At 72.2% G+C, this 14,969-nt stretch carries 15 protein-coding genes; 7 read left to right on the forward strand and 8 right to left on the reverse strand.

The features are described 5' to 3' along the window. Positions 1–17: 17 nt before the first annotated feature. Together ACH4SL_RS29020 and ACH4SL_RS29025 are read left to right on the forward strand one after the other, a co-directional pair. Positions 18–1,487, forward strand: coding sequence for an alpha/beta hydrolase (locus tag ACH4SL_RS29020; RefSeq protein ID WP_398450813.1), 1,470 nt, complete (start codon positions 18–20; stop codon positions 1,485–1,487). A gap of 200 nt (positions 1,488–1,687) precedes the next feature. Continuing rightward, on the forward strand, positions 1,688–2,197 hold the full coding sequence (locus ACH4SL_RS29025; RefSeq protein ID WP_398450815.1) for a hypothetical protein: 510 nt from the start codon (positions 1,688–1,690) through the stop codon (positions 2,195–2,197). Positions 2,198–2,355: 158 nt separating this feature from the next. Here the strand turns inward: ACH4SL_RS29025 and rpsN are convergent, their stop codons facing one another. The 6 genes from rpsN to ACH4SL_RS29055 form a co-directional block, all read right to left on the reverse strand. Continuing rightward, on the reverse strand, positions 2,356–2,661 hold the full coding sequence (gene rpsN / locus ACH4SL_RS29030) for a 30S ribosomal protein S14 (protein ID WP_398450817.1): 306 nt from the start codon (positions 2,659–2,661) through the stop codon (positions 2,356–2,358). Then, positions 2,661–2,897, reverse strand: a complete 237-nt coding sequence (gene rpmB, locus ACH4SL_RS29035; protein WP_398450819.1) for a 50S ribosomal protein L28 — start codon at positions 2,895–2,897, stop codon at positions 2,661–2,663. Before rpmB ends, rpsN begins: the two co-directional genes overlap by 1 nt. A gap of 159 nt (positions 2,898–3,056) precedes the next feature. Further along, complete coding sequence (locus ACH4SL_RS29040) at positions 3,057–3,824, reverse strand: class I SAM-dependent methyltransferase (protein WP_398450821.1); 768 nt, start codon at positions 3,822–3,824, stop codon at positions 3,057–3,059. Between the two features lie 81 nt (positions 3,825–3,905). Then, positions 3,906–5,129, reverse strand: coding sequence for an aminotransferase class V-fold PLP-dependent enzyme (locus ACH4SL_RS29045; RefSeq protein WP_398450823.1), 1,224 nt, complete (start codon positions 5,127–5,129; stop codon positions 3,906–3,908). Then, a complete protein-coding gene (locus ACH4SL_RS29050) occupies positions 5,126–6,466 on the reverse strand; it encodes a pyridoxal-phosphate dependent enzyme (RefSeq protein ID WP_398450825.1) in 1,341 nt (446 codons plus the stop codon). The genes ACH4SL_RS29045 and ACH4SL_RS29050 overlap by 4 nt, the downstream gene beginning before the upstream one ends. Then, positions 6,463–8,010: a Y4yA family PLP-dependent enzyme gene (locus tag ACH4SL_RS29055; protein WP_398450827.1), complete on the reverse strand. Its 1,548-nt coding sequence runs from the start codon at positions 8,008–8,010 to the stop codon at positions 6,463–6,465. Before ACH4SL_RS29055 ends, ACH4SL_RS29050 begins: the two co-directional genes overlap by 4 nt. A gap of 330 nt (positions 8,011–8,340) precedes the next feature. On the opposite strand from ACH4SL_RS29055, the gene ACH4SL_RS29060 reads away from it, so the two are divergent. The 4 genes from ACH4SL_RS29060 to ACH4SL_RS29075 all read left to right on the forward strand — a co-directional run bounded on the left by ACH4SL_RS29060 (position 8,341) and on the right by ACH4SL_RS29075 (position 11,698). After that, positions 8,341–8,784, forward strand: coding sequence for a Fur family transcriptional regulator (locus tag ACH4SL_RS29060; protein WP_398450829.1), 444 nt, complete (start codon positions 8,341–8,343; stop codon positions 8,782–8,784). Between the two features lie 177 nt (positions 8,785–8,961). After that, on the forward strand, positions 8,962–9,912 hold the full coding sequence (locus ACH4SL_RS29065; protein WP_398450831.1) for a metal ABC transporter solute-binding protein, Zn/Mn family: 951 nt from the start codon (positions 8,962–8,964) through the stop codon (positions 9,910–9,912). 11 nt (positions 9,913–9,923) lie between these two features. After that, positions 9,924–10,817 (forward strand): metal ABC transporter ATP-binding protein, encoded by an 894-nt coding sequence (locus ACH4SL_RS29070; protein ID WP_398450834.1) that lies wholly within the window; start codon positions 9,924–9,926, stop codon positions 10,815–10,817. Beyond that, positions 10,814–11,698 (forward strand): metal ABC transporter permease, encoded by an 885-nt coding sequence (locus ACH4SL_RS29075; RefSeq protein ID WP_398450836.1) that lies wholly within the window; start codon positions 10,814–10,816, stop codon positions 11,696–11,698. The genes ACH4SL_RS29070 and ACH4SL_RS29075 overlap by 4 nt, the downstream gene beginning before the upstream one ends. On the opposite strand, the gene ACH4SL_RS29080 is transcribed toward ACH4SL_RS29075, so the two are convergent. After that, positions 11,617–13,275, reverse strand: a complete 1,659-nt coding sequence (locus tag ACH4SL_RS29080) for an MFS transporter (protein ID WP_398450838.1) — start codon at positions 13,273–13,275, stop codon at positions 11,617–11,619. The genes ACH4SL_RS29075 and ACH4SL_RS29080 overlap by 82 nt on opposite strands. A gap of 113 nt (positions 13,276–13,388) precedes the next feature. Here ACH4SL_RS29080 and ACH4SL_RS29085 point away from each other — a divergent pair, with 113 nt between their 5' ends. After that, positions 13,389–14,102, forward strand: a complete 714-nt coding sequence (locus ACH4SL_RS29085; protein ID WP_398450840.1) for a TetR/AcrR family transcriptional regulator — start codon at positions 13,389–13,391, stop codon at positions 14,100–14,102. On the opposite strand, the gene ACH4SL_RS29090 is transcribed toward ACH4SL_RS29085, so the two are convergent. Beyond that, complete coding sequence (locus ACH4SL_RS29090; protein ID WP_398450842.1) at positions 14,099–14,968, reverse strand: anchored repeat-type ABC transporter permease subunit; 870 nt, start codon at positions 14,966–14,968, stop codon at positions 14,099–14,101. The two genes, ACH4SL_RS29085 and ACH4SL_RS29090, sit on opposite strands and share 4 nt — an antisense overlap. Position 14,969 lies beyond the last annotated feature (1 nt).

The following is a 14,969-nucleotide window of genomic DNA, read 5'->3' on the forward strand; positions in this document are numbered from 1 at the left end:
TGGAAGCGGAGAAAACGATGAAGCACAAAGTCGCCGTGGTACTGGGCGTCCTTTCCCTCAGCGCGACATGCCTCGCGGTCGCCGGTCCGGTGTCAGCGACAACGCTCTCCTGGTACCCGTGCGCTCAGCCCGATGGCCCCGCCGACCAGCAGTGCGCTGATCTGTCCGTCCCCGTGGACTACCGGAAGCCGGACGGCGCCCACCTCACCTTGCGCCTCACCCGCCTGGTCAGCGACCGCCCGGCCGCCCGGCGCGGCACCCTGCTGGTCGTCCCGGGCGGCCCGGGCGGCTCCGGCGTCGAGACGCTCGCCCACAACGGCCCGGCGCTGCGCAAGGCCCTGTCCGGAGCCTACGATCTGGTCAGCCTCGACCCGCGCGGGGTGGGCGGCTCCACGGCGGTCGGCTGCGGGCTGAGCGCGGACGACCGGGACGTGATGAACCTTCGCAGCTGGCCCGACCCGGGCGGAGACATCCGCGACAGCGTCGCCCGCGCCCAACGCATCGCCGATGCCTGCGCCCGCAACGGCGGTGCCACGGTGGACAGTTACTCCACGGCGAACGAGGTGCGCGACATCGAGCGCTTCCGCCGGGCACTCGGCACCGCGAAGCTGTCGATCTACGGGGTGTCGTACGGCACCTATGTGTCTGCCGCCTACGCGCAGGAGCACTCCGAGCACACCGACCGGGTGGTGCTCGACAGCACCGGCGATCCCGACCCCGCGCGCGTGGAACGCGGTTGGCTCGCCAACACGGCGGCGGGCGCCGACGAGCGGTTCCCCGACTTCGCCCGCTGGGCCGCCGACCCCGCCCGCAACGAACTACAGCTGGCCCAACACGCCGGAGACGTACGGCCGTTGGTGTTGGCCCTCGCCGACCGACTGGACCGCACACCCCGGGCGACCACCACCGCGGGCAGGCCGTTCACCGGCAACATCCTGCGCCAGGCCGTCCAGCAGGCGCTCTCCAACGACGTCAACTTCCCATGGCTGGCCCAACTGATCAAGGACGCCGAGAACCCCCGCTCCACGCTCGACCTACCCCCCGGATACGCCACGCCGATGCCGGACCGCGACGCCGCCGTGTTCACGGCGACGCAGTGCAACGACGTGAGCTGGCCCCACGACGTCCGCGACTACGCCCGCGCCGTGGCAACCGACCGCATCCTTCACCCGCTCACCGCGGGGCAGCCGGTCAACATCACCCCCTGCGCCTTCTGGCACACCGAGCCGGCCGACAAGCCGATCCACATCACCTCGGACGGGCCGTCCAACATACTGATGCTCCAGAACCTCCGGGACCCGGTCACGCCCTACTTCGGTGCCCTGCGCATGCGAACTGCCCTCGGCGGCCGCGCGCGCCTGGTCACCGTCGACCAGGGCGGCCATGGCTCTTACCACGCCAACGGCCAAGCCTGTGGCGACCAGGCGGTGACGGAGTTCCTCCTGACCGGGCACCGCCCGCCGGCCGATCTGCGGTGCACGGCGTAGAGACGTCCGACCGGTCCGATCCCCACCAGTCGCCGGCGGCCTCGACTGTGCGGACCGCAACCGCAGGGAGATCCTGGTCACCCTCACCGGAAGAGGAAGCAGCACCCGTCCGCCAGACCACCGAACGCCGCCGCAGCGAGAACGCGGGCGAGGGAGGGGGCAGCCGGAGCCGCGTCCGGGCTCCTTGGCATGATGCAAACGTGAACGTGCCGCGTACCACCCTCCGAACCGCCCGTCCGGCCCGCGCCGCAGCCGCGGCCGTCGCGCTGGCCGCACTCGCCACCGCCTGCGGCGGCCACCCCGCGGCACGCGCCGCTCCGCAGCCGTCCTCCTCCGGGCCGGTCGGGCAGGTGCACGTCACCGGGCCCGACATCGACCTGACGATCACGCACGCCGTCGCCCACCTCGACGCGTCCGGCACCGGCACCCTCACCATGACCGTCCGCAACGCCGGCGGCGCGCCCGAGCACCTCGACATGGTCGCCACCCCGGACAGCGGCAGAGGAAAACTCGTCGGAGGCCCCGGCGACAGCAACGGCTCGATGACGACCGCCGGCATCCTCTTCACCCCGGGCTCCACCGTGACCTTCGACGCCCCCGGCCCCACGGTCCGGCTCACCCGCGCGCACGTCGGCACCGGCCACGTCCTCCCGCTGAAGCTCGAATTCGGCGTCGCGGGGCTGGTGGAACTGTCCGCGACCGTCGCCTGACGGGCCGCCGTTTCCCACTCGGTGGTAGCACCGGATCGCCCGGGGGCCGAACCGGGTCGGCACGGCGAGCACCACTACGGCAGCGGACGGGACCGGGGTCGCGGCGATGACCTTGCGCTGGTGCCGGGACACGCACGGCACGAGCCGCTGCCGAACGACTACCAGCTGCTCTTGCGGACGCCCGGCAGTTCGCCGGCGTGGGCCATCGCGCGCAGGCGGATACGGGAGATGCCGAAGGTGCGCAGGTTTCCACGGGGGCGCCCGTCGACGGAATCCCGGTTGCGCACCCGGGTGGCGCTGGCGTCGCGCGGCTGCCCGCGCAACTCCTGCTGGGCCGCGTCGCGTTCGGCCGCGCTCGACGTCGGCGCGGCGATCACCCGCTTCAGCTCGGCGCGACGCTCGGCGTAGCGGGCGACCACGGCGCGCCGCTGCTCGTTCCTGGCGATCTTGCTCTTCTTTGCCATCAGACGCTGCCGCCGTTCGCGCGAATACGGGCCACGGCCGCTTCGATACCGATGGCGTCCACCGTCTTGATCCCCTTGGCGCTGAGGGTGAGCCGTACGTGACGGCCTTCGCCGGGCAGCCAGTAGCGCTTGCGCTGGACGTTGGGGTCGAACCTGCGCCTGGTACGCCGGTGGGAGTGCGAGACCGCGTTTCCGAAGCCGGGTTTGCGTCCGGTGAGTTGGCAGTGGGCGGACATGACGGATCCTCCAGTCGCAGATGGGTGACGAGATCCCCACCATAGCAGTCAAATGAAAATGAAAACCAATATCGCACTGCTCGCGGCGCGGTACCGGCCCTGCGGCTGCGCCGAGCTGAGGGCCGGCTGCCCGGGTCCCGCAGAACCCCCTGGCGGGGTTCAGGCCTTGACGCCCACAAGGACGCAGCTGTCGCCCACCTGCCAGACCGGTGTGACGTCGTGGAAGCCCGCCCGGCGCATCAGCCGGGCGTGGTCCCCGGCGGTCAGGTGCCAGTCCGCGGTGCGGCCGCGGCGGGCGCTCTCCCGCCGTTCCCGCTGGACGAACAGGGGGGCGAGCAGCGGGTCCTGCGCCGCCGCGCGCCACCAGGTGTGCCAGTCCTCGGCCGTACGGGTGCCCGACCGCTCGGCCCGGCACCGTCCCACGTGCGCGGTGAGCCGTGAACAGGAGACCGACCGCGGCGGGAAGTGGTCGCCGTTCACCACGACGCCGCCCGGGCGCAGCAGCTCCGCCAACTGCTGGTAGGTGCGCAGCAGTTCCGGCTCGGGGAGGTAGTGCAGCGCGGTCGTGGAGACCGCCGCGTCGACCGGCCCGCCCAGACCGAGCACGTCGGTCCAGCCCGCCTCGCCGATCACGGCGTCGACGTAGCGGGCCGCGTCCCCGTGGTGGGCACGGGCGAGTTCGAGCAGGACCGGATCCATGTCGACGGCCACGATCTGGGCGGCGGGCATCCGGGAGGCGAGCCGGGCCGCGAGCGAGCCGGGGCCGCATCCGAGGTCCAGCAGCAGCGGGGCCGCTCGGTCCGCGACGACGTGTTCGACGACGTCCGCGATGACGGTGAAGCGTTCCTCCCGGTCCACCGCGTAGTGCTGCTGCTGACGCTCCCAGCGCTCCACCCACACCTTGGCCGCGACCGTGCTCACACCCATGGGAGAGCGTCACCTCGTTTCGTTCGTCACCCCGCGTGTGCCTGGAAGGAATGTACATCCGAAAACGATTTTCACTGCAACTCAGGTGAGCGTGGCGAGCACGGTGGCGAGCCGGTCGATCTCCTCCTCCGAGGTGTACACGTGCGGGCTGATCCGGACCACTCCGCGTTCGTCCGCACCCGCCTGGCACAGGCTGTCGGCACGCACCATGAAACCGTGGCTGAACAGGACGAATCCCAGGTCGTCGGAGGGGATGTCCCGGTGGCGCAGCGAGACGATGCCGCGCCGTCGCTGCTGTGGCGGCAGCGCGGTGTCGGCGCCCAGGCTCGCCTGGCACCCGAGGACCTCGTACGCCGGCAGGTGACGCAGCCGGTCCGTCAGCCGGGTCGCCAGCGCGGTGGTCCACTCGGCGACGCGGTCGAGGCCGGCGGCGTCGAGCCAGCCGAGGGCGGCCTCGAGCGAGGCGATCCCGACCGTGTTGGGGGTGCCGGACCAGCCACCCGGGCGCAGTTCGGGCCCGCGGGCGCCGCGCGCCCAGACCGCTCCCGTACCGGGCAGCGCGAGGGCCTTGTGGCCCGAGAAGACCACGAAGTCGACGTCGAGTCCGCCGGGGCCGACCCGTATCGGCAGGTGCCCGACGCTCTGCGCGGCGTCCAGGCAGATGGGCACGTCGGGGCCGACCGCGGCACGGATGCGCTGGACGTTCATGTCGGCGCCGTAGACGTGGTGGACGTGGGTGGCCGCGACGAACCGGGTGCGCGGCCCGACCACGGCGGCGAGGGCGCGGTGGTCGTAGTCGAAGGACTCCGGCTGGACGGGCAGTGCCCGCACCCGTACGCGCACCCCGCGGGCGGCCAGCAGCGCCTGCGCCTCCAGCCACGGGTCGAGGTTGGCCCGGTGGTCGGTGAAGGGCACGAGGATCTCGTCGCCGTCGGTCAGGAACGCGGTGAGCCAGTCGCGGGCCACCGTACGCAGCCCCTCCGTCGTCCCGCTGGTGAAGTGGACGGCCGAGCGGTCCGGGTCGGGGTCGCCGAGGAATTCCTTGACACGCAGGCGGGTGCGTTCGACCATCCGGGTGGTCTCGTTGGCCCACGGGTAGGTGCCGCGTCCGGCGTTCGCGTTCGCGGTGGTGAGGTACGCGGTCACCGCGTCGAGGACCGCCTGCGGCTTCTGCGCGGTCGCGGCGCTGTCCAGGTACGCCAGTTCCGGGTGGGCGGTGAGGATGGGGAACTGCCGCCGCAGCTCCCGCTGCCAGCGCCGCAACTCCTCGGGCCGCCGGCCCGCCGGGGGCTGCCGCGCGCTCATTCGTGCACCAGCGGTGCGCCCGCGTCGCGCCAGCCGACGATGCCGCCGGCCAGGCTGCGGACGTCCGGATGGCCCATCCGGCTGAGCAGCGCCGCATACCGCACCGACTTCTCGCCGACCGGGCAGGCGAGCAGTACGGGGCGGCTCTTGCTGAACGGCATCCCACCGCGCAGCAGCTCGTCGAACAGCTCGTCGACGATGTTCACCGACCCCTCGATGTGCAGGGCGGCGTAGGCGTGCGGGCCGCGCAGGTCGACGACGAGCGGCCGGGGCTCCGGCCCGCCCAGCCAGTCGCGGGCTTCGGCCACCTCGACGACCTTCGCCGACTCCCGCGCCCGCGCCTCGTCGACCGAGGCGACCGGCGCGACGGCACGGGCCGGGGCGCCCAGCACCTCCGGACGCCGGGCGCGCACGTAGCTGAGGTAGCTCTCCGCCCGGTCGCAGACGACGAAGACCGCCACCTGGCGTTCGCCGCCGCCCAGTTCGGCATCCACCTGCCGCAGTTGCCGCACCGCGCCGTGGTAGGCGGCGCCCCCGGTCGGTCCGGACAGCAGGCCGCAGCGGCGGATGAGGGTGAGCATCCCGTCGATGGCCTCCTGCGAGGTCACCGACTCGATGACGTCGTACGTCGCCGGGTCGAACAGGCCCACCTGGTGGACTTCGTCGATGGTGCGGATGCCGGGTATGAAGTCGGACTTGTCGGCCACCAGGCCCAGCACCCTTACCGAGGGGTCCCGTTCGCGCAGCACCTCCGCCACGCCGGTGGAGGATCCGGCGGTCCCGACGCAGGCCACGAACCAGTCCGGCGCGCTGCCGTCCAGGTCCGCGACGATCTCGGGACCGGTGCCGGACGCGTGCGCCTCCACGTTGAGCGGGTTGTAGTACTGGTCGGTGTGCAGATAGCTGTTCCCGGGCTCGGACAGCGCCTGGTGGAATCGGGTGAGCGGGTCCTCGGTGTCCGCCGGGTCCAGGCACTCGCTGCGTCCCGGCAGCTCCTCGATCTCCGCCCCCAGCAGCAGGAGCAGCTCCTTGATCTCGGGCACCCTCATCCGGTTGGTGACGCTCTTGAAGCGCAGCCCGTGGATTCCGGCCAGCAGCGCGAGCGCCTTGGCGGTGTTGCCGCTGGAGAGTTCGACCACCGTGCCCTGCCCCTGCCCGGCGGCACCGGTGAGAAGCGGCCTGGCCATGTGCCAGGCGGGCCGGTCCTTGACCGAACCGAAGGGGTTGAGCATCTCCAGCTTGGCGTAGAGGTCGATGTGGCGCAGGCCGTGCACCGACGGGTCGATGCGCACCAGCGGGGTGTTGCCGATGGCCTCGACGATGCTGTCGTACCTCATGCCCGCTCCCCTCGGAATGGCTGCTCTTCCCCCGGCGACCGGCTCTCCCGCGATCCGGCCTCCTGGCCCTCTTCGGCTCCCACCGGCCAGTAGTCCTCGTCGGTGCGCCACTGCCACCCGCCCCCGAGCCGCCGGACCGCGACGGTGCGGGCCGTCGGCTGCATCTGCGCCCGGTGGGCCCGGAAGTCCATCGCGTATCCGGCCGTGTTGACGAAGGCCAGCAGGTCGCCCGGGCGCGGCAGACGCGGTAGGAAGACCTTGCGGCGGGTCAGCAGATCGGCTTCCAGGCACAGGTTGCCCGCCAGGTACACTCCCGCCGGCTCGCCCCGCGGCGCGTCGCCGGGCCCGCGCGGCACCAGCACCGGGTCCACCAGCACGCCGTGCTCCTCCAGGCTGATGTCGCCGCTGTTGGCCGCGAGGCGGACGATGTGCTCCGAGGGGTCCTCCGGAGCGGTGCGGACGTCCGTCACGCGTGCCAGCGACAGTCCGCACTGGTCGACCAGCGCGCGGCCGGGTTCGCTGTGGAGCTCGTGGAGGTGCTCCAGCAGCAGGGTCGCCGCCGGGCGGCCGAAGGACGGCGCGGTGTGCCGGAGCAGCTCGTCGAGGTAACCGGGTCCGGACACGGCGCGGTGCGCCGGGTAGAGGGCCGCGGCGCCGCGGACGGTCCCGTTCTCGTGGCGCAGTCCGTAACCGTGGTTGCGCCACGCCAGCGGCGGCCGGGCGCCCCTGACGGCGTCGGTGAGCGCGGAGGTGTAGCGGTCCCACTCGGCGGCGTCCTCGACGTAGCCGACACCGAAGCCGCCGCCGACGTCGACGGCCCGGGGGCTGAGGCCGTGGCCGAGGCAGGAGTCCATGACCTGGACGCAGTCTTCGAGGGCGCGGACCTTCTCGTCGAGGCCGACCGTGTCCAGGTGGTAGCCCACGCCGGTGAGCTCGACCGCGTCGCGGTGCCGCGCGGTCGCCGACAGCAGGGCCTCGGCCTCGCGCAGCGGGGTGCCGAAGCGGCTGCGCCGGGCCAGCACCCGTGTGCCGCCGGCGGAGCCGCGCCCTTCCTCGAACGCGCTCAGCCGCAGCAGCACCGGGACGCGGGCGAATCCGTGCGTGCGGACGAGCGACGCCAGCCGGTCGAGCTCGCCCGGGGAGTCCACGTTGACCGTCGCCCCGACCCGGGCCGCGAGCCACAGGAGTTCGGCGTCCTTCGGGCCTGTGGCCATGATCCGGTCGGCCGTGAAGCCGCATCCGAGGGCGTGCGCGAGTTCCGCGACGGAGGCCACGTCCACCCCGATGCGCCCCTCGGCCGCCGCCAGCTCGCGCAGCAGCGCGCTGGAACGATTCGCCTTGTGGGCGAAGTACACCCGGCCCGCGAGGTGGTGGTGCCGGTAGACCGCGAGGAAGTCGCGGGCGTTGTCCACCACGCGCCGCGGCACGAGGACGTTGAGGGGAGAGCCCAGACCGTCCGCCAGGGAGTGCAGCAAGGTCCCGTCCGCGAGCAGCGAGGCGAGCGGCTCCTCGACGCGGGGTCTGAGATACAGCGGCTCGACCAACGCCCGTAGCTCCTTCCGTCCGCTTGCGGCGGACGGAAGGCTGCGGGCCGGCCGGCGCTTCCGCACGCCGCACCGCCCGTTCAGCCGACGACCGTCCGGCAGCGTCGCCACACTCGCCGGGAACACATGGAAACGAAATTCACTACAGGATGATCACGGGCATGACGGCCTGTCAAGGGCCCTTCCCCGCACGGCCACCGGCGCACCCGGCCCTCGGCGTTCCGGGACGGGGCGACGCACCTGACTCCTGCTCACCCATACCGTCATGGAAACCATGTTCAAATCAGCGTGTACCCTCAGTCGCCCCAAGCCCCCGCCGAGGCAGGTGCCATGCACGACTCACCGACTGCGGAGTCCCGACCGTCCTGGCGCTCGACCCGGCAGCGGAACGCCGTGCTGCGCGCACTGGGCGACCGCCCCGACTTCACCTCCGCCAGGGAACTGCACGCCGCGCTGGCCGCGGCGGGACCCACAGCCGGCCTGACCACGGTCTACCGCACCCTGCAGACCCTGGAGCAGCGGGGCTTCGTCGACGTCGTGAGGGACAGGTCCGGGGAGCGCCTCTACCGCCTCCGGCCCACCGACGGACACCGCCACTACCTCGTCTGCCGGCAGTGCGGCCTCAGCCTGCCCCTGGAGTCCGACGCCGTGGAGCGCTGGACGGAGGCCGTCGCCGCCGCCACCGGGTTCGCCGAACTCGAACACACCGTGGAGCTGACCGGACTCTGCGAGGACTGCCGCTCAGGGACAGAACGACCCGCGCCGAACCGGTGACGGACGGCGCCCGGCCCGAACCACGTGCACATCAAGCGTTGGCAACGATTTTCATATCAACGAGCCCCAGTATGGTCGTGACATTCATTTTCATCTAACGTGGTCGGCGCCCGGCCCACCAGCACGTCGGCCGGCAGCCAGCGAAGGCTTTCGTTCCGCATCCGTCGTGGAGGACCCATGCACTCGTCCCCGTCCCGCAGCCTGGCGCTCATAACCGGCGCCGGCGCCTGTCTCGCCCTCCTGGCGGGCTGCGGCAGTTCGTCGGACTCCGGGAGCGACGCCCCGTCCGGGTCGGCGTCTTCCGCACCCGCGTCCGCCGCCAAGATCCCGGTGGTCGCCTCGACCAACGTCTACGGCGACATCGTCGGCCAGATAGGCGGCGACAAGGTCGACGTCACCTCGATCATCAGCGACCCCGACCAGGACCCGCACTCCTACGAGGCCAACACCCGCAACCAGCTGACCCTGTCCAAAGCGAAGGTCGTCATCGAGAACGGCGGCGGCTACGACGACTTCGTGGACCGGATGCTGGGGAGCAGCGGCTCCTCCCCCGACCTGATCAACGTCGTCGAGCTCTCCGGCAAGACCGCCCCGAAGGGCGGCGAACTCAACGAGCACGTCTGGTACGACTTCCCGACCGTCGCCAAGCTTGCCGACAGCATCGCCACCGCCCTCGGCAAGGCCGACTCCGCGGACGCCGCCACCTTCACCGCGAACGCCGAGGCCTTCAAGACGAAGCTCACCGCCCTGGAGACCAGGGAAGCGGACATCAAGAAGGCGCACAGCGGTGAGGGCGTCGGCATCACCGAGCCCGTGCCGCTCTACCTCACCGAGGCGAGCGGGCTGGTCAACAAGACCCCCGAGGAGTTCAGCGAGGCCGTCGAGGAAGGCTCCGACGTCTCCCCGAAGGTCCTGCAGGACACTCTCGCCCTCTACAGCGGCAAGCAGGTCAGGGCGCTGGTCTACAACGCCCAGACCTCCGGCCCGCAGACGGAGAAGGTCAAGGACGCGGCGGCGGCGGCCGGGATCCCCGTCGTGCCCGTGACCGAGACCCTGCCCGACGGCAAGGACTACCTCGGCTGGATGACGGCCAACGTCGACGCGCTCGCGAACGCGCTCGGCAAGTGAGGCGAGCGGCGGTGGCTCCCGTGCCCCAGGCCCGCCAGGACGGCGACGGCACTTCCCCCGGCGCGCCGCTGCTCAGACTGCGGGATGCCGCCGTGTCCTACGGCGAGCGGCCGGTGTGGCAGGGGCTGGACCTCGATCTGCGGCCCGGGGAATTCCTGGCCGTGCTCGGGCCGAACGGGTCGGGCAAGAGCAGCCTGGTCCGTGCCCTGCTGGGGCGGCAGCCGCTGTCCGCGGGCACCCTGAGCGTCCTCGGCCGGCCCGCCCGCAAGGGCGGCCGGCACATCGGCTACGTCCCACAGCAGGCCGCACTGTCCGCACAGGCCATGGTGCGCGCCCGTGACCTCGTGCGCTTCGGCATGGACGGACACCGCTTCGGGCCGCAGCTGCGCGCCGGCGCGGTACGCCGCCGGGTGGACGACGTTCTCGCCTCGGTCGGGGCCTCGGGCTACGCGGACGTCCCCGTCGGCATGCTCTCCGGCGGCGAGCGGCAGCGCGTACGCATCGGGCAGGCGCTGGCCACCGACCCCCGGATCCTGCTGTGCGACGAGCCGCTGCTGTCCCTGGACCTCCACCACCAGCGCGCCGTCACCGAACTCGTGGACGCCCGGCGCCGCTCCCACGGCACGGGGGTCGTCTTCGTCACCCACGAGATCAACCCGGTGCTCGGCCTCGCGGACCGGGTGCTCTACCTGGCGCGGGGCGGCCACCGGATCGGGACACCGGACGAGGTCCTGTCGTCCGAGTCGCTGTCCGAGCTGTACGGCACCCGGGTCGACGTCGTCCGCGTACGGGGACGGATCGTGGTCGTCGGAGCGCCGGACGACGTCGCGGCGCCCCCTCACCACCCGGCCCACGAGACCCACCGGGCCGCTGAAACCCACGAGAAGGACGGAGTCCGGCCATGATGCTCGCCGACGGGATCTGGCACCAGATCTTCGCCTTCGACAACTACGGCGACCTGCTCGCGCTGGTCCGCAACTCCCTCGTCGTGGGCGTCGCGCTCGGCCTGGCCGGCGGCCTGGCCGGGGTGTTCGTCATGATGCGCGACCTGCCCTTCGCGGTGCACGGCATCAGCGAGCTGTCCTTCGCCGGGGCGTCGGCGGCGCTGCTGGCGGGCGCCGACATCGTGGCGGGCTCGATCATCGGGTCGCTGGTGGCCGCCGGGGCGATCGGTGTGCTGGGGGCCCGCGCCAGGGACCGCAACTCGGCGATCGGCATCCTCATGCCCTTCGGCCTCGGACTCGGCGTGCTCTTCCTCGCTCTCTACAAGGGCCGCGCGGCCAACAAATTCGGTCTCCTCACGGGGCAGATCGTCGCCGTCGACACCCCCGAGATGACCTGGCTGCTCAGCACCTCCGCGTTCGTCCTCATCGTCCTTGCGCTCATCTGGCGCCCGCTGACCTTCGCCAGCGCCGACCCGGACGTCGCGGAAGCCCGGGGCGTGCCGGTCCGCACGCTCTCCTTCGTCTTCATGCTGCTCCTCGGCCTCACCGTCGCCCTGTCGGTGCAGATCGTCGGCGCCCTGCTCGTCCTCACCCTCGTCGTCACCCCCGCGGCGGCCGCCGCCCGCGTCACCGCCTCACCGGTGCTGCTGCCCCTGCTCAGCGTGGTCTTCGCGGTGGCCTCGATCGAGGGCGGCATCCTGCTCGCGCTGGGCAGCAGCATTCCGATCAGCCCCTACGTCACCACGATCTCCTTCGCCATCTACGTCGTCTGCCGGCTGGTGGGCCGCTTCCGGACCCGGCAATGGGGCAACCGGACGGCGGCCGCACCGCATCCCGCCTGAACGACCGCACCGCTCACCGGCGGGCGGCTTCTCCGTCCCGCACACCGTCCCGCTCGGCGCCGCGCGGACGGCCGGAAGGTGTGCACAGCGCCGCCAGGACCGCGGCGGCGAGGACGAGCAGCGCGGTGACCTGGAAGGCCCGGTCGTAGCCGTGCACGACCGAGGCGAGCGAACTGCCCTTTCCGGAGACGCCGGTTGCCGTGACGGCGACGGTGGAAAGAGCGGCCAGACCGATACTCCCGCCGCACTGGCGGCTGGTGTTGAGCAGTCCGCTGACAAGTCCGGCCTCGTGGGGGGGCAACCCCGGAGGTGCCCATGGTGGTGTTCGTCACCATGCAGGCGCCGATACCGACCGAGGCCAGCACCGAGGGCAGCAGAAACCCGGACAGGAACGTCGAGTCGGCGTCCAGGCGGCCGAACAGGGCCATGCCGACCGCCCCCACCACGAGACCGCCGGTGATGGTGACGCGGTTGCCGAAGCGCTCGGCGAGTGCCGTACTCCCCCGGGCGCCGAGGACGACGCCGAAGCAGAACGGCAGGAACGCCGCGCCGGCCTTGAGGGGGCTGTAGTGGAGCACGTCCTGGAGGAACAGCGAGGCGAAGTAGAACCCCGCCACCGTGGCGGCACCGATGAACACGACCACGACGTTGGCGACCCAGACGGTACGGGCGGCGAAGACCCCCAGCCGGACCAGCGGTTCACGGGTCCCCCACCGCTCCCACGCCACGAAGGCGGCGCCGAGGACGGCGGCGAGCACCAGGCCGGCGACGGTGCCGCGCGACGTCCACCCGTGGTCGCCGGCCTGCGTCATGGCGTAGACCAGCAACGTGATGCCGGCGGTCCCCAGGATCGCGCCCGGGACGTCCAGCCGCCGGCGGGCCAGGGTCCGGGTCTCGTGGACGCTCCGCAAGGCCAGCGGCACGGCCACGGCGACGATGGGCACGTTGACGAACAGCACCCACCGCCAGTCCAGCAGATCGGTGAGCAGACCGCCGAGCAGCACCCCGAGGGCACTGCCGCCCGCGGCGACCATCGCCCAGATGCCCACCGCACGGTTGCGGAGCGGCCCTTCCGGAAAGGTCACCATGATCACGGTCAGGCTCACCGGCGCGAGCACGGCACCGGCCAGGCCCTGCCCCGCGCGGGCGGCGATCAGCTCCCCCGGCCCCTGCGCCAGCCCGCCGAGAACCGAGGCGACCGCGAACAGCCCGAGCCCGGCCAGCATCGCGCGGCGGTGCCCGACCAGGTCCGCGATCCGCCCGCCCAGGAGCAGGAGACCGCCGAAGACGAGCGTGTAGGCGTTCACGACCCACGACAGCGACCCCGGCGAGAACCCGAGGTCGGTGGCGATCGACGGCAGGGCGACGTTCACGACGCTGATGTCGAGCACCACCATCACCTGGCACAGGCACACGGTGGCGAGCACGAGCCCGGCGTGCGGCGGAGCGGCCGCGGGGGCCGGATCCGCCGCGGGGGCCGACGCGTTGCCGCCCTTCACGAGATCCGGTGGCAGTTTCCCGACGTCGTCGGGGTTCGCCGCCTGCGGCCGGCCTTCCGCAGGGTGCATGTCACTCATCGGACCTCCATCCCGTTGGCGCACACGCGATATGCGTACACCGTTCGCGTAAGGTAACCCTTATCTGATGGACTGTCGAGGTGCGGGCCGCGGGCGGATGACACCATGGGGTGATGCGACCTGCCGCGCCCCCCGCCGAGCCCGCCCCTGATCTGCACGGGGAGCCGGCGAGGGGCAAATACGGGCGGCGGCGGGCACGGCCGGGGCTGACGCCGGCGGCGATCGCCGCCGCGGGGCGGCGGCTCATCGAACGCGAGGGCCTGGACGCGCTGACCATGCGGGCGGTCGCCGCCGAGCTGGACACCGCGGCCACCTCGCTGTACCGCCACGTCGCGGACCGGGACGCGCTGCTGCTGGCGATCCTGGAGCAGATCGCCGAAGGACTTCCGGTGCGGGTGCCCGGCCGTACGCCGGAAGCACGGCTGCGCCGCCGCTGGCTGGCCGCGCACGCGTACATGGCCGACCACGTGTGGGTGCTGCACATCCTCATCCGCGGCGAGATGGTCGCCGAGACCGCCTTCCGCTTCAGCGACGCGTGTCTGGCCGACTTCCTGGCCGCCGGGCTGGCACCGGCCGGGGCGATGCGTGCCTTCCGTGCCTGCTGGCACCTGACCATCGGTGAACTGCTCGAAAGCCACCCGCTGCAGCCGCCCCGGCAGCCGAGCCAGCGCGAGCAGGCCGCCGCCCGCATCGATCCCGCGCAGCTGCCCGCCCTGGCGCGGGTGGCGGCCGCGCTTCCGCCGGCCGAGGAGCGCACCGACGACTTCCCCGGTGTCCTGGACACCCTGCTGTCGGCCCTGCTCGCCGAGGCGCACCGCAGCGCTTAGGCGCGGGTGCGGGCCAGGTGCCGCCATGCCTTCGTGAGCAGGCCCTGGCGTGGGGCGAGGAACCAGGCCAGGAGAAAGACGGCGGTCAGGACGAGGACGACGGTGCCGCCGGTGGGCAGGTCCCACCCCCAGGAGAGGTAGAGGCCGACGAGGGCGCCGAGCGAGCCGATGGCCGGGGAGAGGGCCATCATGACGCCGATCCGGTCGGTGAGCAGGCGTGCGGTGGCCGCGGGGGTGACCAGCAGGGCCAGGACGAGGATGTTGCCGATGGTCTGGACGCTGATGACGACCGCGAGGGTGACCAGGACGTAGAGGGCGAGGTCGAGCCGGAAGACCGCGATGCCCATGGCGCGGGCCGACTCCCGGTCGAGGGAGATGGTGACGAGTTCCTTGTGGAAGGCGAACAGCACCGCCAGGACGACGACTCCGGTGACGGCGTCGGTCCAGAGGTCGGACGTGGGGATACCGGTGATGGAGCCGAACAGGAACTGCTCCAGGCTCCCGGCGTATCCGGGGGCCTGGGAGATGACGACGACGCCCAGGGCGAAGGCGGCGACGAAGAGCACACCGATGACGGAACTCTCGTTGAGCCGCCGGTTCTGGGAGAACACCGCGACGAGGACGGCGGTGGCCACCCCGGCGAGGGTGCCGCCGAGCACGAGGTTGCCCTCCAGGACGAAGGCGATGGCCAGCCCGGGGAAGACGGCGTGGGAGACGGCGTCGCCGATGAAGGCCATACCCCGCAGGACGACGTACGTACCGACGACACCGCACACGACCGACGACATGACGGCGACGGCGAGGGCTTTGGGGAGGAACGCGAGATCGGGGTTGAACAGATCGGTCAGGAATTCCACGGGGGTCATG

The sequence above is a fragment of the Streptomyces sp. NPDC021020 genome, from assembly GCF_044333285.1.
Classification (GTDB): Bacteria; Actinomycetota; Actinomycetes; order Streptomycetales; family Streptomycetaceae; genus Actinacidiphila.